Raw genomic sequence first — 23,098 nt, 5'->3', positions numbered from 1 at the left:
TCAGCCGCCGGCCAGCTTCGCAAGCTCGGGCGTCGCCGCATCGAGCGCCTTGCCGTAGCGCTCGACGGCCTCCTCGGCCTCCGCGCGGCTCATGCAAAGCGGCGGCGAGAACGAGGTCACCTCGATGAACGGCAGCGGCCGCGACAGCACGCCGTGCTCGAGCGCCTTCGCGCCGACAATGCGATGCACGCCCGCCTTCGGATCGAAGAAGCGCCGCGCAGCTTTGTCGGCGACGAACTCGACCGCGATCATCTGCCCCATGCCGCGCACCTCGCCGACATAGGGATGGCTGCCGATGCGCTCGCTCAGCAGCGTCTTCAGATAGGCGCCGACCTCGGCGGCCTGCTCCACGAGCCCCTCGCGCTCCATGATGTCGATGTTCGTGAGCCCCAGCGCCGCACCGACCGGATGGCCGGAGTACGTGAAGCCGTGCATGACGGGGCCGAACTCAGGCGAGGCCTCGAGCAGGACCTTCCAGATCTTATCCGAGATCACTGAGGCTGAGACCGGGAAGTAGGCCGACGTGATGCCCTTGGCCAGCGTCACGATATCGGGCTTGAGCTTCATGCCGCCGGTCGCGAACCAGTGCCCCGTGCGCCCGAAGCCGGTGATGACCTCGTCGGCAATGAACAGGATGTCGTGCTTGTCGAGCACCTTCTGGAGCTTCTCGAAGTAGCCCTTGGGCGGCATGAGAACGCCAGCCGTACCCATGATCGGCTCGGCGATGAAAGCGGCGACCGTCTCGGCGCCTTCGCGCGCGATGATGCCTTCGATCTCCGCGATCATGCGGTCGGTGAATGCTTCCTCGCTCTCGCCCGGATTGGCAAAGCGGAAGTAATGCGGGCATGAGGTGTGGAGCACGCCCGGCACGGGCAGGTCGAAAGCCTTGTGGTAGACCTGGATGCCCGTGAGGCTGCCGGCCGCATAGGTCAGCCCGTGATAGGCGCCGGTGCGCGAGATGATCTTCTTCTTTTCCGGCTTGCCGCGCAGGTTGTTGTAGTAGCGCACGAGCTTGAAGTTCGTGTCGTTCGCATCCGAGCCGCCTGTCCCGAAGAAAACCTTGGAGAGATGGTTGGCGCCCGACTTGTGAAAGAGGCCGAGCACGCGCTCGGCGAGGCGGATGACCGGCTCGTTCGAGGTGCCCGCGAAGATGTGATAGTAGGCGAGGTTCTCGATCGCCCGCTTGGCCGTCTCAGCCATTTCCGAGCGGCCATAGCCGATATTCACACACCAAAGCCCCGCACCGCAGTCGATGAGATCGCGGCCCTGGCGATCGCGCAAGCGCACACCCTGGGCGCCGGCAATGATGTGCGGCCCCTTTTTCAGGTGATCGACAATCGACGTGTTGGGGTGGAACAAGGTCTCGCGGTCGATATCCTCGAGAGGATAATTGCGGGCGGTATCTTCCATCGTTCCAATCCCTTCGTCACCTGCTTGCCGGACGCGCCATGCCAAGGGGTTTTGCGGCTTTCGTCAAGTAAAACTGCGAAGTCTCCAGTTGACGGAGATCAACGCGAGCCGACCTCGGGTGGCGAACACTGCCACAAAATCAGCATTGGAGGTCGCCACATGAACGTGCAGGACGCAATGACAAACAAGGTCGTGTCGGTGAAACCTGAGACGACTGTGGGCGAGATTGCCGCCCTGCTGGTCAACCATCGCATCAGCGCCGTGCCCGTGGTCTCCGAGGACAACCGGATCATCGGCATCGTCAGTCAGACCGACCGTGGCCACCGCAGCGAGACGGGAACCGAGAGAAAGCGCAAATGGTGGCTCGCCATCTTCGACGATGCCGAGGTGCAGGCCCGCGAGTACCTGAAGAGCCATGGTCTCCGCGCCGGAGATGTAATGACGCGCCACGTCATTACCGTGACACCGACCATGGGCCTCTCCGAGGTCGCCGAGACCCTCGACACACATCACATCCGCCAGGTGCCTGTCGTCGACGATGGCAAGCTCGTCGGCATGATCAGCCGCGCCGATCTGGTTCGCAAGCTCGCGGAGGCGAGCATCACGGCAAGTGCTGCGCGCCCCCAGAACGGGCAGCTCCAGAAGGCCGTTTGGGCAGCGATCAAGTCGCAGCCGTGGCTCAACTCGGCCATCCTCAGCACGTCCGTGCTCGATGGCGCCGTCGAGATTTACGGTGCGGTGAACTCCGATGCGGAGCGCCAGGCACTGCGCGTACTCATCGAGAACGTACCTGGCGTTCGCCGCGTCGAAAATCGCGTCGGCATTCTGCCGAGGAGCGCCGCGTAAGTCGTCACGCGCTGTCGGGCACCAGCACGGCCGCTCCGGTCAGCGCGCCTGAACGGAGCCGGTCGAGCGCCGTGTTCGCCTCGCTCAGCGGAAATGGCTCGACGTGCGTGCGGATCGGCGTGCGTGCGGCCAGCGCCAGGAAGTCGATCGCATCCTGGCGCGTCAGATTGGCAACCGAGCGTACCACGCGCTCACCCCACAGCAGCGCATAAGGCATGGCAGGAATGTCGCTCATGTGAATGCCGCCGAGCACGACGATGCCACCCTTGCGCACGGCTGCAAGCGCCGCCGGCACGAGGGCGCCGACTGGTGCGAAGATGATCGCGGCATCGAGCTCGACAGGCGGCCGCGCATCGGAGCCGCCAGCCCACGCACAGCCGAGACTCATTGCGAAATTTTGCGCATCGATATCGCCCGGGCGCGTGAAGGCATAGACGGCGCGACCTTCAAACTGCGCAACCTGGGCCACGATGTGCGCCGCGGCACCAAAGCCGTAGATGCCGAGCCGCCTCGCGTCACCGCTCATGCGCAAGGCGCGAAAACCGATCAGGCCGGCGCACAGCAAGGGCGCGGCTTCGATGTCCGTATAGTTCTCGGGCAGCGGGAAACAGTAGGCCGCATCAGCGACGGTGTACTCGGCATAGCCGCCGTCGATCTGATAGCCGGTGAAGCGCGGCGCATCGCAGAGGTTCTCGTGACCAGTCGCACAGTAGGTGCAATGACCGCAGGTGTGCCCAAGCCAGGGAATGCCGACGCGATCGCCGATCCTGAATGCCGCGACGCCATCTCCGACGGCTTCTATCCGGCCGACGATCTCATGTCCTGGAATGATCGGGAGCTTGGGCTCGGTCAGCTCGCCATCGACAATATGCAGATCCGTGCGACAAACGCCGCATGCTGCAACCTTCACACGCACCTGCCCGGGGCCCGGCGCAGGAGCGGGGACCTCGCGCCACTCGAGTGGCGTGCCGGGCTCGGCAAGGACCATGGCGTGCATGGCGAGCCTCACACATCCCTCACCCCAGAGCGGCCGCCATGACAGCTCCCGCTCATCGTCAGTGCCATCTCTGCCTTGTCTAGGGCACGCACGCGTATGCAGGCTTTGATATCACGCAAACCCACGCTGCAGTGGCTCAACGTGCGCTCAGTCCAGCATCTCAGGCCTAAACCGCGACCGGCGGCTGATGATCTTGCCGGACACCATGAACACGCCGTCGCCGGTGTAGTGCAGCGTCTCGGGGTGTTTTGGCGAAGCGGCGACGTGCGCCTTCACGACCTCGAAGATGAAGAAGTTGTAGCGATCGACCAGCGCATCATCACGGAGACGGCACTCGAAGCTGGCATGGCACTCGCCGATGAGCGGCGCCCCGACCTTCGTCGCCTTCTGATGCGTGAGATTGAACTTGGCGAACTTGTCGATCTCGGCACCGGTCGTATTGCCGATATCGACGACCGTATCGGTCAGCGCCGTCGTCGGCAGATTGATGACGCACTCCCCGCTCTCACGGATCATGCGATGGCTATGATTGCCGCTCGAGATCATCAGGCCAACAAGCGATGGAGAAAACTCCAGCACCGTGTGCCAGCCCAAGGTCATGATGTTGGTTGCGCCGCGCCACGCGGATGAAACCAGCACGATCGAGCCGGGCTCGAGATAGCGCCGCACTTGGCTCACGGGAAAGTCGGTCTTCTCGGGAAGCTTCGCCATTGTGCCGCTCCGCAGGAGACACGTGTCCTGTTGCGGGAACACAAACGGGTGCGAAGAGTTGCAAACCCCTTGGCGATCGACCGCGCCACGTGGTGCGCCGGGCAAACAGTCGGGCGCCCCCTAAATCCTCGCGAGGATCAGGGGCCGCCGTTATCCGACCTCAGCATCAGGCAGGAGAGGCGACCGTCGCGTGCGCGAGGCGGTCGCCCTCACACGATGCCCTCAGAGCGGGCAGCGGTAGTAGTTCCAGTAGTAGCCCCAGCCGCGAGGGCCAAAACGCCAGTCGTAGCAGGAGTTCCCCGCATAGAGGGCGTAGCCGAACGGCACGGCGAAGAACGCGCCATAGTACCGGTGGCGGCGATCGCGGCTCCAGCGAACCGAGCCGCCCTTCGGGCCGCCTTTGCCAATTATCGGCCCGCCCTTAGAGCCACCCTTCATGCCGCCCTTGGGGCCGCCTTTAGAGCCGCCCTTCATAACGAAGCCGCCTTTGCCGGAGCCGCCCTTCATGCTGCCGCCCTTGAAACCTCCACCGCCCTTGCCGCCTCCGCCGCCACCCTTGCCGTTCTTGACCAGGGTGATGGATGCCCCATCGGCCGGGGCGAGCTTGGCGCCGGTCGCGCCGCTCACGGAGGCCTGGGCGGTGGCAAAAACGGACGTCGCTAGTGCAAAGGCGCCGATGACGGCGACAGGTATAAATTTACTGGGCATGACTGCATCTCGCTGATGACAGGTGACGTTCCCCCCTCCGCCAAGCCTGAAATCATGGCCTGCGAGGGCGATGCGTAGATCTCCCGCAACGCAAGACTCCCCACGAGGTCGCCGGCCCTTGCGAGTGGCTCCCGATCCGGGATCATTCCCACTCGATCGCCTATTAGCCGCCTAAGCTATTGAACCAAAATCCTGTTTCTGACCGTGAAGAGTCGGCATACCGTCAACCATTACGTCAGGAATTGTCACTGCTGAATTCTCTCCCCTTTTTTGGAGGAGCACGAGGAGCCATCTATCGCTACCTATCGAGACGATGATGCTCTCATTGGTCGTCACTCGCACGGTCGGATCGATGAATTCGTTCTCGTGCAATACCGTCATTTGGCGAGCATTACCTCCGGTTCTATAGCCCGGTCGATAGACCGTGCCTAGTCCACCATTGAGGATCTTTGGGGCCTTGACAGCCAGGTCACGAACGGTTCGAAGCCTTGTCAAGGAACCGTGTTTGACGGTGGCACCCCTTCGGCAACATGAGCCGCACGTTCCACTTGCTGCGACACAGCAGGGACGTATCACAGGGCTAGTTCGGTAGACGGTCGCAGCTGCGGGCCAAAGGCATCCATCCGGACGGTGCGCTGCGCAAAGTTGCGTTATCCAAAGGAGATATTCGATGTGCAGGAGCCTGCGGCGGTGGCGATCGGAATGCCAAGTCTGCAGTCAATTGAGAAGCTGCCATCCTCGCCGATCGTCCACGAAGTAGCTGAGTGCTAGGGACCTCTTTATCTCGATAGCTCGCTCGGCCGTCTCATTCGCCCGGGAACCTTAAACACTACGAGATGTCTAGCCGTGGTGTCGCCCTCGGGAACCAGGCTGTCGTACCAGATGCAGCTCTCGATCGATGGTGGCGGACCAGTCCGGTCAACGAGTTCTAGGACGCCCAGGAGGCCGAGCTTGACGTTGGTGCCTTGATAGCTGGCAGCTTGTCCGAGATAACTCTTCGCTACGTCGGGTGACACGACACCCTCGTGTTTTTTTAACTCGATCAGAAAGCGCCAACCACCGTGGCCTACGTAAATATCGGCCCGCCCCTTGGCGATGCCCTCTACCTCGGTCTGAACCCCTCCTGTGGTAATGTTTCCGACGAGGAATTCCCGCAGATCCTTCTGAAGATCCGCTTCAACGGGATGCTCGGCAAAGAGGTAAGCTCCGCGGCTGCCGAGTTCTTTGCTGGCGGCATCCTGTCGGTCGATGCAGAAGAGAATTACCTGTAGCACGAGAAGGTCAAACATCACCTTCACTTGCTCACTATAGTAGAAACTGACTGCCAGCTTTGAACGAACGTCGGCGTAAATTCGTTGAACCGCGGGATTCGCGATTCTGTCTTCGGCATGTATCTTCCCCCTTGCGGCCTCCATGACCCGATCAGTGAATTCCTCTGGTGCTCCGATGTCATTGAGGGCGCCCCGGAGCTCCTGAATGTAAGCGCCCTCTTTGGGTTTTCCCGGCGTGCTTGGCTCCGCAGCCATGGAAAAGATCCGCTCTCGCAGGGCGGACGCAACGTCGCGGTATTCCCCAATGAATTTGGGGTCGCGAAGTCTGTCTTCGAGGTGCGCGAGAAGCCCTTTGTTCCTGATGAAGCTGGCCTCAAGACGGGGCTTTAAAAGGAGGCCAAACCCAGCCCCTCCTGCAATTGTGCGATCCGCGTCATAAACTTGCAATAGGCGGTCGAGTACTTCGCAGGCATGCAACCAGCTCGGTCGATCAAGTTCCGCGGCCAAACGCGGAATGGCATCCAGCAACCTGAACCATTGCACGTCCCGATCCCACCGTGGAGCGAGCCAATCAGGAAGTCGATCAGCGGAAAGCAAGAAAGCTCGATCCGAAGCGGCGACCACTAATGCGTCGACCGCGAACTGCAGATCCGTCGCGGGCGCGCCGCGGGCAAATCTCTGAGCGATATTTATGACAGCGGCGTAGACCCGCGCTTCGGATCGGTCGGCATCGATGAGAGCAGCCTCCGCGAACAGTGTGCGGGCGGACTCCAGTCCATCCATAAGCGCACGCTGGTCGTCACCTTCGAGTGCGACAGACAGCAAAGCATAGCCGTACTCAAAGGTTGCCTCACCACTGGCCACGGCATTTCTCCGCAACCTTTCGAGGACCTCAAGAAGGTCGTGCTCCCGCCAGGCGTGAAAGGCAACGCCGACGATTTTTGTTGCGTGCTCCACGAAGAGGCCATTCTCGTTCGGCCCGATCTCAATGAGGACCGACAGGAGCCGGTGACGCGTTACAACACCGCCGAGAGCCAGTCGCAGCCAAGTTTCGAGGGCATAGGCCGCAATGAGGCCGCAGCGATTGTTGCTGCGTGCAGCTGCCCGCGCCTCCAAAGCTTTGACAAGTCGGGAGCCAACGCGATGGCGCAGTGTCTCCGAAGCGATCAGTGCTTCCGACGCAGTCCTAAATGTCGTGGCGTATCGCGCGTGCTCGAACCCCTTGATTACGAGATCGTCGGCGAAAATCTGCTCACTGGCGGAAGCGCTCGCGGCCCATCCGACCAAGACATCTAGGTGCGGCGACCGCAAGAGTTCATCCTGTTCGACCTCGATGACTGCACGGCCGCCGATAGCGTCCATGGTAACCGGCTCGCCGCTGGATATCAGGGATTCTATGGCTGTGACTGTTGACATGCAGAAAATTCCTCAGTCCAACGTCACCAAAGGTACTTACCTTTTCTAGCAACCTTGCAATTGTCGGGGTTCAATAGAGCGACGACCTCACTTGCCTTCGCGCTCGATACGATGACTTGTATTCCAACTTCGTCATCAGCGATCTTGCGCAGTTCATGAAGCAAAGCTTCCAAGTTGCTGTCCTCCGTCTCTTCCGCACCGGGAGAGTCGATGATCAGCAGCCCAGGATGGCGCCCGACGCCAAGCGTTCTGCCAATTCTCAAGAGTGCGATGGCGGTCGCAAGGCGCAACCGCAACCTCTCACCCTTGGTCAAGTCCCCGAAAATCGTTGTCGCTCCCCCCTTTCCTATCTCCATGCGGGCTTGCGCGTCGATCTTGACTGACTCCAACGATACGAACCCGAAACGCTGGGCGAGGTTCAGAACTTCCTTGTCTAATGCGGCCAGCAGGTTTTGGGCCGCATCATCCATCGCTTGCTTTGCGAAGTCGTGGGCTGCACTTACCACCGGGCGGTCGGGTGCTGGCTCTGGGGTGGCTGCACTATCGGAGTGGGCTTCAAGCATGCCTTCGAGCTTTGCGATCTCAAGCTCGATGTCGCGCCGCGTGCGTAAGCCGCTTGATGCGGGAGCGGCCCCAAGCGCGGAGCGTGCTTGGAGCATGCGCTCCCGCTCGACTTGCAATAGTCCCTTCAACTCAGCAACTACTGCCGCTGCGCGATTAGAGGCGGCACGCGTCGCAGTCGCCCTCTCGTTAGCTTCTGTCAATCGCTGGTTCACGTCCTCCATCTTCTCGGACGGAATCGGTTCGGCACACACCGAGCAGCTGAAATCCGTCTGCTCGCGCATGATCCGCTCGTTCGTCACGCTCGTTTCGCAGCGCGGGCAGCAGGTTGGCTGCAGTCCGTTGAAGAAACTGGCCGCAACGAATGTCTCGCGTATTCCGCGAGATTCACGCTCGTCGGCATCTGCCACATTTCGGAACTGCTGCGCCTCATCCTCTGCTTCAACGAGCCTGCGCTCAACTTCATTGTAAGACGTAGTGGCCTTGACCACGGCTTCCGCAAGCCCGTTGACACGCGCAGCGAAGTCGGCATCGCCTGCAAGGGTAGAGAGTCGATTGCGAGCGCTCGCCAAGTCAGCTTCAATCTGGCCGCGTGTTTGCGCACTCTTCTGAACAGCTGCCTGCTGCACTGCCTTCGCGCGTTGGTCCTCTGTGGTGAGTTCCTTCAGAGCGGTCGACGCTTGCATAACGGTTGATGCCCAGGGTAGTCCTACATAGAGCTGAAGGATGCGACCTGGAAGGCCGCCGAATTGAGTTTCGCCGAGAAGAAACTGATGTTCGCCGCCGAAGTAGAGTCCGCCTGATAGCGCGCTCCAACCATGCTCCGACACTGTCGCAGTTTCGTCCTTGCCGCGTTGATACGGGATTGGATCGAGGTCGAGCGCCTCCATCATAAAGCGCGACATTGCAGCGCGAAATCCTACATGGGTCTCGAAGCTGTCGATCATTTCAACGTCACCACTGGGAAGCGTGCGTGAGAGCGTGCCGACGGGCACGCCTTTCTCGACCCGGAAGTCCACGGCATGCTTTTGTCCGTCGAGGGTGAAGTCGGTGGTAACATGCTCCAGCCACTTCTTCACATCGGACTGTAAACTCTTAATGTCGCCGCGCAGGGACCAAAGAATGACTTCCAAGACAGTAGACTTGCCGACGAGGTTTGTGCCGTCGCTGGTGACCGCCCAGACACCGTTTTCCAGGTTTTGCCAGGAGAAATTAAAGTGACCGGTAGCTTTGCCTCGCTTTTCGCCGGAGAAGGTGAGCGAGGTAATGCGCAGCTTCCGTGCAGGCCGCGCGCCGACCTTGGTGCGTATGTTTCTCTTTCTAAGGATAGCTTCGACCGCGGAAGGCTCTACTCCCGCCGCAGAGGCAACTCCCTCGTGCCATCGCTCGCTCATATTTCAGCTTTCTCCGACAGTGAATTTATTCGAGCTCGAACGCGATCGGCGATAGGCGGGATCGTGCCCTTCAGTGGCGTTGCCGCGTACTCCTCCTGAAGGTATTGCCTACCTTTAAGGGCCGCACCTCCAGCTCCCCCGGCGATTCGAACGGCTAGCGCGGCTCGGTCTCGGTACCAGGCTAATTCTTGCGCGGCGTTCGCCAGTTCGTCCATCGCGCTGCGGCCCATCTTTGTGAGCAGGTACCAAGTCTCCTTGACCTGTCCTGGATGCCCACTAACATGTTGGCGAATTAAATCGCGCGACCGCAAAATCGATAGCGGGTTATGCAGAGGCTCGAAGGCTCCAAAATGGTACCTTATCATCGGCACGCGCCTGAGATCGGGTTCTCGGTCGTCGAATATCCGCCGAGCGAGCTCCAAATCGTCTATCGAACCCCTCTCGAACTCATTCAGAAGTTCGTTTGCAAGGTAATCAGGATAGCGGATCCAGAAATCCAACGCCTGCAAGCGCGATTGGGCACGTAGAATTGCAACGATGTCGGGCCCGAACTCAGAGTCCTGTACCGGCTCGCCGGCGGCACAGATGCATGCGAGCAATCTGACGGCTGACTGTTGATCAGTCTGGGACGGTGGGCTTGGCATCAGTGTTCCATTATGGTCGATCACACAGCAATTACTGCCATAAGAGCCAATCTGAAGATCGGAAATTAGATGACCAGGGCCGCTATCTCTGCACAATCTCCGTTGCTTGTTAACGCGCCACGCGATTGAACCAGAGCGGACCCTCCTCCACGTGACTCCTCAAAGCAACTAGCCAGCCTCTGCGATGTCGATCGTAATGGTAATTGCGGCAGAGATTGGCGCAGATCTTTCGTACAACAATGCTCGCAAGTTCGGATCAGTCAGATCCTCGAAGTGCCGACCCTGCCTGCATCGCAGCACCTCATCAGCGATGAAGTTTTCAAGCCGCCAACCAAGTGTTGAGCTGGGATCGGAAGCGTCGAGGGGCGATGGCAATGTGATGTCGTTCACGGAGGGTGATCGACCAGCATCGAGTTTTCGAACGACGGAATGGACATTTTCCGCTGGGGTGACGCGACAACCAATCGCGTTTCCGCCTTCCGGTGCCCGTCCATCCAATGCGGGATAGGCTGTTCGAAATGGAAGGGTCAGAGGATTGTAAAACCCGTAGTAAACTGGGATGCCTCGACGCTCAGAGTACTCTTCGATGCGATCAACTTGCGGGTGGCCCGCCTCAGTCGCTTGGTAGATAGACTTGCTATCGAAGCCAAATGTGCGTTGACTTGAGATAGGCACAGTTCGATCCGTCCGATCTGCGAGCCGTCCGATACCGATCTGATAGTCAGCTTCGTCGAGTTGAACGGCAGGGATCTCCCTAGAATAGAGCCGCTTTGTTTGTAGGAGTGCGACCTTGCGTGCGAGCAGGGTACCTTGCCGACGCAAGAGTATAAAAAAAGCTATGTCGGCAATCTCCCAACGCCCAAGCATCCATCGGCTACCGAGCCAATGCGATTCCAGGCAAATACCGACCCGCTCAGTCGCAAAGAAAGCCGGCGGAGACGCGGTGAGGTCCATGATCAGGATGTGATCCAGTGTCTCTTCATGCATAGAGGGATGCAACGATACGGCACCTGAGACCTTCTCATTGGCCGCCCGGAATACCCCGCGAACGTAGTCAATTGCTACTTCCGGGATCGCGTCAAAAGGCAATGCCATAATTTTGTGCCCCCCCAGCTGCGTGTGTCCAAGCTTATAACTTTTTTCCGATTGTCAACCTTGCTACAGATTAGGTCGAGACGCGCGATTGCTGACAGCAGAACGTCCGCCCCGGCCCGTCACGGCAGCGGACGAAATCTATCGGATCATCGCGCCTGTTTGGCAATCAATGCGTGGAGCTCTTGGGCGCTCGTTGAGGTGCTGCAGCCATAGAACCGCCTCGTCAGGCTCAAACCACGGTATCGTCTGCCCCAGAAGCTGGCGGTCGACAGCGCCGCACCGCGCTGATTGAGGCGACATCGGTCTTTCTCATCGAAAGCGCGCTTTGCGGTTGCTTGATTTGACGCGTCTTTCGTTGATCTTCCCAAGCAGAACACACCCAGTTGGCGGGAGCATTGCCCGCTGCACCGGTGGGTCTGTTTGGGAGCGGGATCGCGTGGATGCCATTTTCTGCGGCCACGCTCGATATTTCGATCATCTGGGGGGCGCAATGGCGAAAGTTTTCGAAGGCGTGTTGTTTGCGGACTATCACCAGTTCTATCTCGCCGACACTGAAAGCAAAGTCGACATCTCGGAAGATGTGACAGACGAGGCCATAAGCCAGCGGATCGTCTGCCGCGACGATGTCCTGGTTGTATTCACGGCCCGAAACATTGAGGTGCCGGTCTTGGTCGAACTGCATGAGACAGAGCCCGCGCTCGATCTTCCAGATGCCGATCATGCCGTGGAGGCCGATCTGCGCAGCGCAGGCATGATCGCGATTGCCGGATGCACCGACTATCTCCCGGACGCTGCACGGTTCTCCGTACCGGCTGGCAATCTCAAGGCACGGGTCTTGTTCACCGGCCTCGGAACGCTGAGTTCGGACGGGCTCGAGGGCGAGGACCGTTACGTTGTGCATCTGTGGCCGGGCAAGGCTGAGGGCGTTCGCGTCCTCAAACAATGGAACGATGACTAGGGGATCGGCGATCGGTCACCTCCAAAGCCCGCAAGCGAATGGAGAATGCGATGGATTACAAACCTCACGGCTATACGTCTGTTGCTCCTTACCTGATCGTCGATGGCGCCAGGGCCACCATTGAGTTTCTCGTGCGGGTGTTCGATGCGGAGCTGCTTCGCCAATACACCAGGGATGACGGAAAGCTCGCCCATGGCGAGATCAGGATCGGCGATACGGTAGTGATGCTCAGCGACCCGACCGATGGATGGCCGGTCGTCCGCAGCCATGCACATGTATATGTTCCGGACGTGGATGCTACCTATGCCCGCGCCATCGCTGCCGGCGCAGAACCCGTGCAAGCACCTGTGCAGAAAGGCGACGAAGACAAGCGGGGCGGGTTTCGCGACGCCGGCGGCACGACCTGGTGGATCGCAACCCAGGTGGGAAACCAGACGGGAGCATCGCAATGATCGAAGGAACCTGTCTCTGCGGCGCGGTCGGCTGGAGCTTTGATGGCCTCCCGGAGTCGGCCACGGCCTGCAACTGCACGGCCTGCCGCCGCTATGGGACACTTTGGGCCTATGACTATGAGGGCGAGGCAATACGCGTCTTCGGTCCGACCAAGGCCTACGTTCGGGGCCGAAGCCTGGAGTTCCATTTCTGCCCGGAGTGCGGGTGCGTCGCTTTTTGGCGCGGCCGCGGACTTGATGAGCAAGGTCGCCGCCGTATCGCCGTTAATCTGAGGCTCACGGAGCCAGGACCGATCGCCAACGTTGTGATTGATCATTTCGATGGGCTGGGCAGCTTCGACGACCTGCCGCGCGATGGCCGCTGCATCAAGGATATGTGGTTCTAGGCAGTCAGGCGCGATCGAAAGGAGGCTGTATGGTGCAATCGACGGCGACGACGGTGGATGAATGGTTCGACGGCCTTGCGGCGCCGGATCGGCTGACCTTCGATCAATTGCGCTTGGCGTGCCGCCAGCAACTGGACGGCTGGGAAGAGCGGATGCAATGGGGCATGCCCGGATATGGCCCGCCGGGCCGGGACAACGCCGTAAGTTTCAACGCCCAGAAACGTCACATTGCCTTTTACGCGGGGCCGACGGCGGTCGCGCGGTTCCGGGACCAACTGGCCGGCATCGATTGTGGCAAGGGCTGCATTCGCTATCGCAATTCGGGCCAGATCGATTTCGCCATCGTGGCCGCGATGCTGCGCGACATCCATGCGCGTGGCAGATCGATGTGCTGAACCTGTTTGCAGGCATCGACGTTCTTGCGCGCAATGGCAAGGGTCATGCGCTGGACAACAGCCGTCCGATGAGACTCACGATGCCAGCCGCTGCCAGATTGCCAGCGACACCTTCGGCAATCGTTTTCATCGACAAGAGAGCGGCACGCATTCTGGATTGCGAAGGTGCTGATGCTCGGATCTCCTCGTCGAGAATCGCGAGGGGAGCCGTGATCAGCTCCTTCTGGGGGGAAGGCAATGCGTCGATTGTGGGCCTTAGCTGGCCAATGAAGTCAGAGAGGTCTCTTACAGAGATATCACCGGCAACGTTGAGCGAATTGTCGATGGAGTTGGAGTTCACTCGAGCGTTGGGGCCGTGAAAGTTGTTGGTGATGTTCTGTATGAGAGCGTGCTGTGATCCGGTCGCCGCGTCCGAGCGCCTTACCTTTGTTTGGAAGTGAGCTTGTATGCCACCGATGCCACTACGGTAGCCTGGGTCGACGACCACAAGGTCGTCGACGAGACCGCTAGGCAGCTGCCGGAGGAAATGATCACCAGGCTCGATCGGCAAGTCGCGCAGGAAGGTGATGACAAGCGTAGGGGTGACTTGCCCGGGAATGTTTTCACGAACAATGGTGCCGTCGGCTTTCACCAGCGTCAGCTTATCGTTCATCATTGAATTGAAGGACACTTCGACCCCCTCAATAGTAATTTTTCGATCGCAATAGATATCCAAGAGGCTGGCGATTCGCGCTTCGATATCCTCGTTCCTGGAGCCCGACCATTGACCGAAGTCTCGAGCTTCGGGAAATTTTATCCCGTCGCCTCGCAACACTCTGTCCTTGTCGATCGCGGCACGGCGAATCTTGCCTGCGAACTGGAGGATGAGGGAGCGGGCTCGGTTCAACGTGGTCTCGCGGATCTCCAGTGGGTACTTGCGCAGCTCCGTTTCCACGTCGTCGAGGATCGCACTGATCTTCTTTCGGAGATACCGCTGGATTGTTTGCCAATAGATGTCATGGGCAGTGCCCGAAAATTTGATACCGCCGTACTTGATCATTCTGCCGTCGAAGCTGTCGATCTCTACTGGTCCTTCCCTGCCGATAAAATGCCACTTGAAGAACCATTCATTCTGCATGCGCAGGTATTCTTCGTCCAAAGCGAGTGATAGTCGAGACGCTATGGGAGTCAGTCCACTCACCATCGTATCCTTGTGTCAGATCCACACGCGGCCTTATCGCCGCCGACCGATCCGGCAAAACGATTCTCGACCTGAATACCGCGCCGGAAGCAAAGCCGTGCTGCAACGCAAAAGAAATCGACCCGCGAGCTTTGACGGGGCCCGGGAGAATCACTGAGCTGGCGAGAATCGATAACGGGGAGTTGGCGACAAGTCGAATACGGATGGTCCGGGGCAAGTCTGCCAGCCGCCTTTTCTCAGGGCTTTTGCCCGACAATCAATTTACGGCATTGGCGCGTCAGCTTTACTTGTGCACAACAATCTTGGGCATGGAGCGTACTCAGGCCAAATGCAACAAAATGCCCTGGGGAGGGTCCACGCATGACCAGCTCAGGATTAAACGAATCCGCCGAACTCTTTCGGCACGTGACCGCTGAGAAGGCAACATTCTATCGCTGCATCATGGACGTCTTTGCCATGGCAAAGCGACAGTATCGCCTGCAATTACGGCCTGACGAGGTGCTGGCGGAGGCAACATGGCCGGGATCACCACCTCGCATCGAGGAAGTGAACACAGCACTCGCCCAACTTGAAGCTTGGGGTAATCTTGAGGCCCACCCCGACACCGCACGCGTTTCGAACCTGAGCGATTTCTATCGCGCTCGCTTTCTCTACAGACTGTCTCAGGGCGGGGAAGCTGTGGAGTCGGCGCTGGTGTTGTTCGTGCAAACACTGCGGCGGCGCGCAGAACTTCAGACCGTGGCGCTGGAGGATATTGCGAGCCGCCTTAAGAGTCTTCGGATTTTGGCCGCGGATGATGAGCCCGATGCGGCCAAAATCCATGAAACCTTGCGCGATCTCGTTCGCGTCTTCGAGGGTTTGGCCGAAAATGCGCAGGCATTTATGGCCGGCGTTGCACGCAGCATCGAACTGCAGCAGGCCGAAGCCAGCACCGTGGCAACTTATAAGCGCCGCCTGATCGACTACCTGGAGCGGTTCATGGGCGACTTGGTGCGCCGCTCCGAAACAATTGCAGGCCACATCCTTGCCTTGGAGCCCAGTATCGAAGCACTGCTGCAACACGTTTCGGCGCGCGAAGCACGGGATGCTGCTCCTGGTGATGCGCAGGACCGAACTGAAGCTGAGAGCCGCTACCTGCAAGTGTGGCGCGAACGATGGCAGGGTCTGCGTGGGTGGTTCTTCCGCACAAGCCACGAGGCATCTCAAGCTGAACTATTGCGGGCACGAGCGCGGTCGGCCATCCCGCAACTCCTGGGTGCAATAGCGGCTCTTAACGAGAGACGTAGCGGTCGCAGTGACCGGTCGGCGGATTTTCGCGTGCTCGCCGGCTGGTTCGCAGCCTGCGCGGACGACGGCGAGGCACACCGGTTGGCCCGTGCGGCCTTTGCACTTAATCCGGCCCGGCACTTTTCGCTCAACATCGACGCGGATGCCGATCTGCCGGCAAGCACCCGTTGGGCAAATGCACCGCCTTTGAAGATTCATCCACGTTTGCGCGAATATGGCGAGGCCGCACCGCGTGGACCGCTGCCCCGTGTGCGAGACCGCTCCGAGGCGCGCGCGCTTCTGGTGCGCGAATTGGCTGAAGAGTCTTTGCAGGTGGAAGCGGCGCGACGGCGCCTCGCGACCGGTCAATCCACACGACTTTCGGACCTGGGCGAGCTTGACCCGCATGCCTTCGGCCTGTTCCTTGGCTTGCTAGGCGAAGCACTAACGGAGCAAGGTGGACCGGAAAGGACGGTCGAAAGGCAAACGGGCGACGGTTTGCTTCACATACGCTTGGAGCCCTTGGCTTCGGACAGCCATGCCGAAATCAAGACGTTGCACGGCATCTTCGCTGGGCGAGATCATCTGATCACCATAACGCCCTCGAGTGGAGGCTGACATCGGTGAAGGTTCATGTTGATGGCGATCAGCAGAGTCGCAATATTGCTCAGCGGCAGCAGCAGTTTCAGCGCGATGAATTTCGCACGGCTCTGCGAACCCTGCTGATGTCTCCCTTATTGAGTCCCGCGCATGAGGACTTCTCCACCGTTCGCCGCCAGGCAGAACCGCTTCGCGACTGGTTCGCGCGCGAGACGGGCTGGACATTGGAGGCCGAACGTGGTGGAGCTCGGCTCTACAAGAGGCCCGCAGATCTCAGCAGCGCTACGCGCGGTTTACCCGACTACGATCGTCGACGTTATGTGCTTTTGTGCCTTGCCTGTGCAGTGCTCGAACGCGCCGAAGCGCAAGTCACATTGCGTATTCTGGGGGAACGGCTATTGCTGCTTGCGGCCGAGCCGACACTTACGTCTCTTGGTTTTACATTTACCCTCGCTGCTCAACACGAGCGTCGCGAACTGGTTGCAGTGTGTCGCACGCTGCTGGAGTTGGGGGTGCTGCAGCGTGTGGCTGGCGACGAGGAAGCTTTTGTCCACGCCGGTGGCGATCAGGCCGATGCTCTCTACGATGTCCAGCGTCGCGCCCTTTCTGGCATGCTTGCTGTCGTCCGTGGTCCATCGACGTGGAGGCCGGAGGATGCCCCGGTCAGTCTCGACGAGCGGCTCCATGCCCTGGTCACCGAGCATGCGGCGGACAGCGATGAGGCTCGACGGACAGCAATTCGCCATCAACTTGCACGCCGACTTCTGGATGATCCTGTCGTATACCTTGACAGTCTGGACACGGAATCCCGTGCCTATTTTGCCAACCAACGCGGAGCTATGGCTCTTCGCTTGTGTGACGCGGTCGGCCTCGTCGCAGAGCAACGTGCAGAGGGGCTAGCGCTTGTCGACGACTCTGGCGCGCTAACGGACGTGGCCATGCCCGCAGAGGGTACGGACGCCCATGCTACCCTGTTGGTGGCGGAATACTTGGCCTCCAGTTGCAGGCAGCAACAAGCCCACGTGTCCCCTACAGCGCAGTCGTTGGCTGAATTCACTGCAACCACTGACATCGTCGACTTCCTACGCGAGGCCAAGGGCCGTTATGGTCGGTATTGGCGCAAATCGGCGCGCGAGCCAGGCGCAGAGCACGAGCTGGCGGAAATCGCGATCGGGCGGTTGGAGAAGCTTCAACTGATCGTCCGCAATAACAATGGTGTGTGTCCGCTGCCTGCGCTCGCACGCTTCGCACTCGGCGATGCCGAAATCCGCGATGCGTCCGGCGCGCGCGACAATAGCAGCGTCGAGCCGGCATGAGACGCGGGGCACAAGCGCTGTTCCTACAGCCGCAGCGACCGCCGCTCCCCACTCCAACGCGGTCGCGATGGCAACCGTTGCGGCTCGGCGTCGTGGAGCTCTTTCTGTATGACAGCGAAGAATTCTGGTTCCGGGACGGTCATCTGCTTTTGCGCGGCAACAATGGTACGGGCAAGTCCAAGGTGTTGTCGCTTACTCTCCCCTTTCTTCTCGATGCCCAACTCAAATCCTCGCGCATCGAGCCGGATGGCGACAGTGGCAAGAAGATGGCTTGGAACTTGCTGCTGAACAGCCACAATCGACGCAACGGGTATGCGTGGATCGAGTTTGGTCGCATCACTGAGGATGGTACACCACGCTATCTTTCGCTTGGTGCAGGCCTCTCGGCTGTTGCTGGGCGTCCACAAGTGGAGAGCTGGTACTTTGTATTGGATGACGCCGACGGTGGGGCACGGATCAATCAGCATCTTTGGTTGACAAACGACCAACGTGTTGTGCTGACCAAGGAACGACTGCGCGACGCGCTGCAAGGGCGCGGACAGGTTTTCGACACTGCCACCAGCTACCGTCGTGCTGTCGATGAAAGGTTGTTTCACTTAGGTGTCCGGCGTTACGACGCATTGATGGACACGTTGATTCAGTTGCGTCAACCGCAGCTGTCCAGGAAACCTGACGAGACGGCTCTTTCGAACGCATTGACCGAGGCCTTGCCGCCCCTCGCCCCCGAACTGCTCGGGGACGTAGCCGAGGCGTTCGGCCAGTTGGAGGAGGACCGGCGTCAACTCGAAGAGTATCACGCGCTGGCGAAAGCCATCGAGCGCTTCGAGCAGCGCTACCGCGTCTACGCAGGTACGCAAAGCCGTCGGCAAGCTCGAGCGCTGCGACATGCTCAAACGGAGTTTGATTCCGCCAGCCGTGCGCGCAGTGAAACGCTGGCACAGTTAAAAAATGCCCAGACGGCAGAAGCTCGCGTAAAGACTGCTCACGATGAGGCGGAGGTTGCTCTCAAGCGCGAGCGAGCTCGGCTTGAGACCCTGCGTGCTCACCCGACGATGCAGGATGCAAATCGACTTGAAAGCGCCGAGAAGGATGCAGCGGCACGCCTTCGAGCATGGCGAACTGCTACGGCGGATGTTGAAGAGGCAGGCCGACGGTTGGAACGTGGGCTGGAAGAAGCAAGTCATGCCGCCGAGCAGGTAGCACAGATCGAACATCGGATGGCAAGCTTTCGTCGCGAAAGCGCGGGGTATGCGGAAACAGCGGGCATCGCCAGCCGCCATGCTGAAAGTCCGCTCGTGACGCTTGATGCTACAGCACTGTCCGCACTGATCTTACGGGCCTTCGATGGTGCTTGTTCTGATTTGCGTACGCTCGCAGCTGATCGACGCCAGCAAATTGCATTGTTGAGGCAACGCCACGATGAGGTGAAGGGCGCCGAAGGCTTGCGTTTGCAGCGTCAAGAGAAGCGTGATGAGCGACAAGAGGAAGCTCAATCGGCAGCCGAGCGACGTGAAGAGGCCGATACGAACGTCGAGCGCGAGGGCCAGAAGCTGGTCCAGGCGTGGGAACGTTACTTTGCCAATCTGACACAGCTGCCTGTTAGTTTCGAAGAAAGCCGCGGGGCTTTGGCGGTCCTAGCCGACTGGGCACATACGCTGCAGGGCGAAAATCCGGCACGGCAACTTTTACAGGCGGCACAGCAAGAGGCCAGTCGACGCCATGCACAACTCCATGTGGAGCTTGCTGGAAAACGCCAAGCATTCAATGCAGAACGCAGGGCTCTCGAAGACGAGCGCATCCGTCTTGAAGCCGGCACGGATACAGCGCCACACCCGCCCCATACGCGCGATATAGATGCCCGTAGTGCGCGCGAGGGCGCACCGCTGTGGCAATTGATCGATTTTATCGGGGCGGTCACAGACCAGCAGCGTGCTGGACTAGAAGCAGCGCTCGAAGTCGCCGGCTTGCTCGATGCTTGGGTTTCGCCCAACGGCCAGATGCAGATCCGCGACGACGGTGGAGTGCTGCACGACGTGCAGCTCTTGGAGCGGCGACAGAACCCTGCTTCGCTCGCGGGCTGGCTGCAGGCCGCTATACCGACTGGCTCTACTGTGCCCGCCAAGATCGTCGAGGGCATATTGTCCGGCATTGCTTGCGGACACGACGATCCGGCGGACTGCGAAACGTGGGTCGCTCCTGATGGCCGCTTCCGCCTTGGCGCTCTGTCTGGCGCCTGGGTTAAACCTGAGGCGATCTACATTGGTTACGCGGCCCGCGCCGCAGCCCGAACACGACGCCTAGTTGAGATTGCGGAGCGCCTCGCTCAACTTACTGACGAGCTGTCGGCGGTACAATCCATGGCCGAGCAGCTCTCACACGATCAGGACAAGGCTGCTGAGGAATGGCGTCAGGCTCCCGTCGACGAAGCCTTGCGCAAAGCCCATGTCGTTGCGGCCGCTCTCGCGCGTGAAACACAAATCGCTCGGCAGCGGCTGGCCGAAGCCGAGGCCACCTATCGCGAGGCGGAACTCGCGTTACGAACCATGCGGGAGCGGCTCGTGACTGATGCCGCGGACTTGCGCCTGCCTGAATCGCTCAGCGCGTTGCCCACCATTGAGGTGGCCCTCGAGCATTACCGCGAATCACAGTTCCAACTTTGTTATGCTGCGCAGAGCCTGCGGTCAGCTCTACCGGATTTGCAGCGACGCCGCGCCCGCGAAGACGAGGCTCGCAACGACCTGAGGAAGAGCGAGGAACATTGTGCCTCCGCCCGCATAGAGTCAGAGGAAGCTTCTGCGCGATTTGACGTGTTGCGGACAGCTGTCGGTGCCAAGGTCGAGGAATTGAACCGAAAGCTGGCTGAGGCCGTCGTCGCGGTTGAGACAAGTGAAGAAATATGGAAGCGGGCGGCCAAGGCGCTGAGCGAAGCTGGTGAAACGCGTGCTGTCGCTGCGGTGCAGGCCACGACAGCCGACACAGACTTTCAGAAGTGTAGTGAGGCGCGCGCAGAAGCGGTCTTCAAGTTTCAGCAGTTCGCGGCGACCGGTCTGCTTTCGGCGGCCTGGCACAGCGCCGAATTGCCGGCGATGGATAATCAGTGGACCATCGATCCTGCGCTCACGCTCGCCCGCCGCACCGAACAGGTATTGTCCGCGCTGAAGGATGATGACGACACCTGGACACGGGTGCAGCGGGAGGTCACAGTGGACCTTACAGATCTGCAGCGGGCGCTCAGCGCACTTGGCCACCAAGCCCAGTCCGAGACGACCGACTGGGGTCTTATCGTGCATGTCGTGTATCAGAATAGACCAGAGCGTCCCGATCGTCTTGCCGATCGTCTCGTCCAAGAGATAGCCGAGAGAAGCGAGCTGCTCACAGCCAAAGAGCGCGCTGTGTTAGAAAACCATCTACAGGCTGAAATCGCTTCGGAAATCCAACGGCTGCTGCAGGGCGCCGAAGCGCAACGCCATGCCATCAACAAGGAATTGTACGATCGTCCGACCTCCACTGGCGTGCGCTATCGACTGCTATGGCAAGCCCTAACCGAAGAGGAAGGCGCACCCGTCGGTCTGGAAGCTGCGCGCAAGCGTCTCCTCAATACCAATGCCGACCTCTGGACCGCTGAAGATCGGAGTGTCGTAGGGGCCATGTTGCAGCAGCGTATTGCCGCCGAACGCGAGCGCGCTGACTCCGCCGCTGGAAAAGACAGTGGTGGCAGTTTGCTAGACCAGCTCGCTCGCGCGCTCGACTATCGCCGTTGGCACCGCTTCCGCGTCGAGCGCTGGCAGGACGGCAATTGGCGCAAACTTTCCGGGCCTGCCTCGAGCGGCGAGCGGGCGCTCGGCCTCACCGTGCCACTGTTTGCAGCGGTTGCCAGCTTCTACAGCCAGGGCAGCTATACGCTGGGACCACGGCTGATGTTGCTCGACGAGGCTTTCGCCGGCATTGACGATGCAGCGCGTGCGCATTGCATGGCTCTCATCCGCGAGTTTGACTTGGACTTCGTCATCACCAGCGAGCGCGAGTGGGCCTGCTACGCCGAGCTACCAGGTGTTGCGATTTGCCAGCTGCAGCGGCGCGAAGGTATCGATGCGGTGTTTGTCTCGCGTTGGACCTGGGATGGACGAGCAAAAACACGGGAAGCTGACCCTGATCGAAGATTTGCGCCACAATGACTGGACCGGCTGACGAACGTCTTCAACGCCTGCTCGGTGGCGATCATCTTGTTTCGCTGCGCAGTCGTCTGCGCCGGCACTATGAGCGGGCCAAATCTGATGGACCGCTGACAAGGTTCCGCATGTCTCAAATCTCCGCGCAAGAATACGAGATCTTGGCCTCGCTGATGGGACGCCCGCTCCGCTATTCAAGCTCGATACAGGTAGACCTTGACGTCATTGATACCGCGCTTCGTCGCGCCGATGTCGCTCCGTCCTTGCGGCTCGCACTTGAGCGTCTTGATGGTCCGATTGTGCACTTCGCTACTGCTCGCGCTGAAGCACAGGCTCATTGGTCCGCTGTGGTCCAGGAGTGCCAGCATTCAATACTCAGAACGCACGTTCAGTCCCCAATGGGGTTGGGGCTTCTCAAGCGGTTGGCGCGAGGGGATCCAGAGGTCGCCAGGCGGCTGTGCGATCGTGCAGATGCCGTACTGCATCGGCTCCCCGTCAAGGGGCTTGCACGCGCCCAGCTGGCTGCGGAAACGTTGGGTGATGCCCATGCGCTTGACGATGGTCAGGCGACGGCAACTCTCGTCGTTGCCGCATGGCGCCAACGCGACAGCACATCGGATGTCGATGACGCCGCTAGCCTCGATGGCACTTTTAGTGATGAACGTGCACGCGACGTGTGGGCGCGGGCAGGCGTACTCGTCAACGAGCTTGCACGGCCAGCACTTTACTTGAATTTGCCGACGCACGATCAAACAAGCTGGGCGCAGATGTGGGGCGAGCCAACTTTCGCGTCGTTGCGCAGGCTGCTGCGGTCTGCCCCTGATTGGGCCGTGACAGGCGGCAATGTTTATATCTGCGAGAACCCTAATATTGTTGCCATTGCGGCCGATCGGCTTGGGGCGCATTGCGCGCCGCTGGTATGTACGGATGGCATGCCGGCAGCGGCGCAGCGTACGTTGTTGACGCTCTTAGCGAAGGCTGGCGCAAGTTTGTATTATCATGGTGATTTCGATTGGCCTGGCGTGCGCATCGCCAATCACATGATGCTTGCGTATGGCGCACGACCGTGGCGCTTTGGATCAGAGGATTACACGGCTGCACTAGCTTGCGCTTCGACGCAGCGGCACCTTTTGTCGGGCCTGTCTACGACAGCTTCTTGGGACGCATCATTGGCACCCGTCATGGAAGAGCATGCCGTGGCTATTGCCGAGGAAGCTGTGGCTGAGGTGTTGCTTCAGGACCTTCAGCAATGACGCGACGGAAAGTTCTGAAGCGGCGCGGTCGCCGTTGCCTTCAGACGTAAGGTCGACGCACGTATCGCCA

At 60.0% G+C, this 23,098-nt stretch carries 17 protein-coding genes; 9 read left to right on the top strand and 8 right to left on the bottom strand.

The genetic code is table 11. From position 1 onward, the window contains the following. Nucleotides 1-1,410: an aminotransferase gene (locus CS1BSM3_RS18715; protein WP_072389444.1), complete on the bottom strand. Its 1,410-nt coding sequence runs from the start codon at nucleotides 1,408-1,410 to the stop codon at nucleotides 1-3. 159 nt (nucleotides 1,411-1,569) lie between these two features. On the opposite strand from CS1BSM3_RS18715, the gene CS1BSM3_RS18710 reads away from it, so the two are divergent. Beyond that, nucleotides 1,570-2,256, top strand: coding sequence for a CBS domain-containing protein (locus CS1BSM3_RS18710; RefSeq protein ID WP_072389442.1), 687 nt, complete (start codon nucleotides 1,570-1,572; stop codon nucleotides 2,254-2,256). 4 nt (nucleotides 2,257-2,260) lie between these two features. On the opposite strand, the gene CS1BSM3_RS18705 is transcribed toward CS1BSM3_RS18710, so the two are convergent. The 6 genes from CS1BSM3_RS18705 to CS1BSM3_RS28095 form a co-directional block, all read right to left on the bottom strand. Continuing rightward, nucleotides 2,261-3,253 carry a zinc-dependent alcohol dehydrogenase family protein gene (locus CS1BSM3_RS18705; RefSeq protein WP_072389440.1) on the bottom strand — a complete coding sequence of 331 codons (993 nt, stop codon included), beginning with the start codon at nucleotides 3,251-3,253 and terminating at the stop codon, nucleotides 2,261-2,263. A 147-nt stretch (nucleotides 3,254-3,400) separates the two neighbouring features. After that, complete coding sequence (locus CS1BSM3_RS18700) at nucleotides 3,401-3,964, bottom strand: flavin reductase family protein (RefSeq protein WP_072389438.1); 564 nt, start codon at nucleotides 3,962-3,964, stop codon at nucleotides 3,401-3,403. Nucleotides 3,965-4,186: 222 nt separating this feature from the next. Continuing rightward, on the bottom strand, nucleotides 4,187-4,672 hold the full coding sequence (locus tag CS1BSM3_RS18695; RefSeq protein WP_072389436.1) for a hypothetical protein: 486 nt from the start codon (nucleotides 4,670-4,672) through the stop codon (nucleotides 4,187-4,189). A 779-nt stretch (nucleotides 4,673-5,451) separates the two neighbouring features. After that, nucleotides 5,452-7,359, bottom strand: coding sequence for a hypothetical protein (locus CS1BSM3_RS18685; protein WP_072389432.1), 1,908 nt, complete (start codon nucleotides 7,357-7,359; stop codon nucleotides 5,452-5,454). Nucleotides 7,360-7,382: 23 nt separating this feature from the next. Further along, complete coding sequence (locus CS1BSM3_RS18680; RefSeq protein ID WP_072389430.1) at nucleotides 7,383-9,314, bottom strand: hypothetical protein; 1,932 nt, start codon at nucleotides 9,312-9,314, stop codon at nucleotides 7,383-7,385. A gap of 812 nt (nucleotides 9,315-10,126) precedes the next feature. Beyond that, nucleotides 10,127-11,053, bottom strand: a complete 927-nt coding sequence (locus CS1BSM3_RS28095; protein ID WP_143149273.1) for a hypothetical protein — start codon at nucleotides 11,051-11,053, stop codon at nucleotides 10,127-10,129. Nucleotides 11,054-11,489: 436 nt separating this feature from the next. Here CS1BSM3_RS28095 and CS1BSM3_RS18670 point away from each other — a divergent pair, with 436 nt between their 5' ends. Genes CS1BSM3_RS18670 through CS1BSM3_RS18655 form a run of 4 tightly spaced genes read left to right on the top strand, consistent with a single transcriptional unit; the run spans nucleotide 11,490 to nucleotide 13,244 of the window. Continuing rightward, entirely contained in the window at nucleotides 11,490-12,011 is a 522-nt protein-coding gene (locus tag CS1BSM3_RS18670) for a hypothetical protein (protein WP_083528721.1), read from the top strand. A 50-nt stretch (nucleotides 12,012-12,061) separates the two neighbouring features. After that, nucleotides 12,062-12,463 (top strand): VOC family protein, encoded by a 402-nt coding sequence (locus tag CS1BSM3_RS18665; RefSeq protein ID WP_072389426.1) that lies wholly within the window; start codon nucleotides 12,062-12,064, stop codon nucleotides 12,461-12,463. Then, nucleotides 12,460-12,849: a GFA family protein gene (locus CS1BSM3_RS18660; protein ID WP_072389424.1), complete on the top strand. Its 390-nt coding sequence runs from the start codon at nucleotides 12,460-12,462 to the stop codon at nucleotides 12,847-12,849. The genes CS1BSM3_RS18665 and CS1BSM3_RS18660 overlap by 4 nt, the downstream gene beginning before the upstream one ends. A gap of 29 nt (nucleotides 12,850-12,878) precedes the next feature. Continuing rightward, nucleotides 12,879-13,244 carry an iron chaperone gene (locus CS1BSM3_RS18655; RefSeq protein WP_072389423.1) on the top strand — a complete coding sequence of 122 codons (366 nt, stop codon included), beginning with the start codon at nucleotides 12,879-12,881 and terminating at the stop codon, nucleotides 13,242-13,244. A 43-nt stretch (nucleotides 13,245-13,287) separates the two neighbouring features. Here CS1BSM3_RS18655 and CS1BSM3_RS28680 read toward each other — a convergent pair whose 3' ends face one another. Beyond that, nucleotides 13,288-14,361 (bottom strand): hypothetical protein, encoded by a 1,074-nt coding sequence (locus tag CS1BSM3_RS28680; protein ID WP_244540563.1) that lies wholly within the window; start codon nucleotides 14,359-14,361, stop codon nucleotides 13,288-13,290. Nucleotides 14,362-14,784: 423 nt separating this feature from the next. On the opposite strand from CS1BSM3_RS28680, the gene CS1BSM3_RS18645 reads away from it, so the two are divergent. The 4 genes from CS1BSM3_RS18645 to CS1BSM3_RS18630 all read left to right on the top strand — a co-directional run bounded on the left by CS1BSM3_RS18645 (nucleotide 14,785) and on the right by CS1BSM3_RS18630 (nucleotide 23,028). Then, nucleotides 14,785-16,308, top strand: coding sequence for a TIGR02677 family protein (locus tag CS1BSM3_RS18645; RefSeq protein ID WP_072389422.1), 1,524 nt, complete (start codon nucleotides 14,785-14,787; stop codon nucleotides 16,306-16,308). A gap of 5 nt (nucleotides 16,309-16,313) precedes the next feature. Beyond that, on the top strand, nucleotides 16,314-17,606 hold the full coding sequence (locus CS1BSM3_RS18640; protein WP_072389421.1) for a TIGR02678 family protein: 1,293 nt from the start codon (nucleotides 16,314-16,316) through the stop codon (nucleotides 17,604-17,606). Between the two features lie 77 nt (nucleotides 17,607-17,683). Then, nucleotides 17,684-21,781 carry a TIGR02680 family protein gene (locus tag CS1BSM3_RS18635; protein ID WP_244540562.1) on the top strand — a complete coding sequence of 1,366 codons (4,098 nt, stop codon included), beginning with the start codon at nucleotides 17,684-17,686 and terminating at the stop codon, nucleotides 21,779-21,781. Beyond that, entirely contained in the window at nucleotides 21,778-23,028 is a 1,251-nt protein-coding gene (locus CS1BSM3_RS18630) for a TIGR02679 family protein (RefSeq protein WP_072389419.1), read from the top strand. Before CS1BSM3_RS18635 ends, CS1BSM3_RS18630 begins: the two co-directional genes overlap by 4 nt. The last annotated feature ends 70 nt before the right edge of the window (nucleotides 23,029-23,098 follow it).

It is taken from the genome of Hyphomicrobium sp. CS1BSMeth3, assembly GCF_900117415.1.
GTDB lineage: Bacteria > Pseudomonadota > Alphaproteobacteria > Rhizobiales > Hyphomicrobiaceae.
The sequence above is the reverse complement of the archived record's forward strand: the minus strand, read 5'-3'. Positions and strand labels throughout refer to the sequence as shown.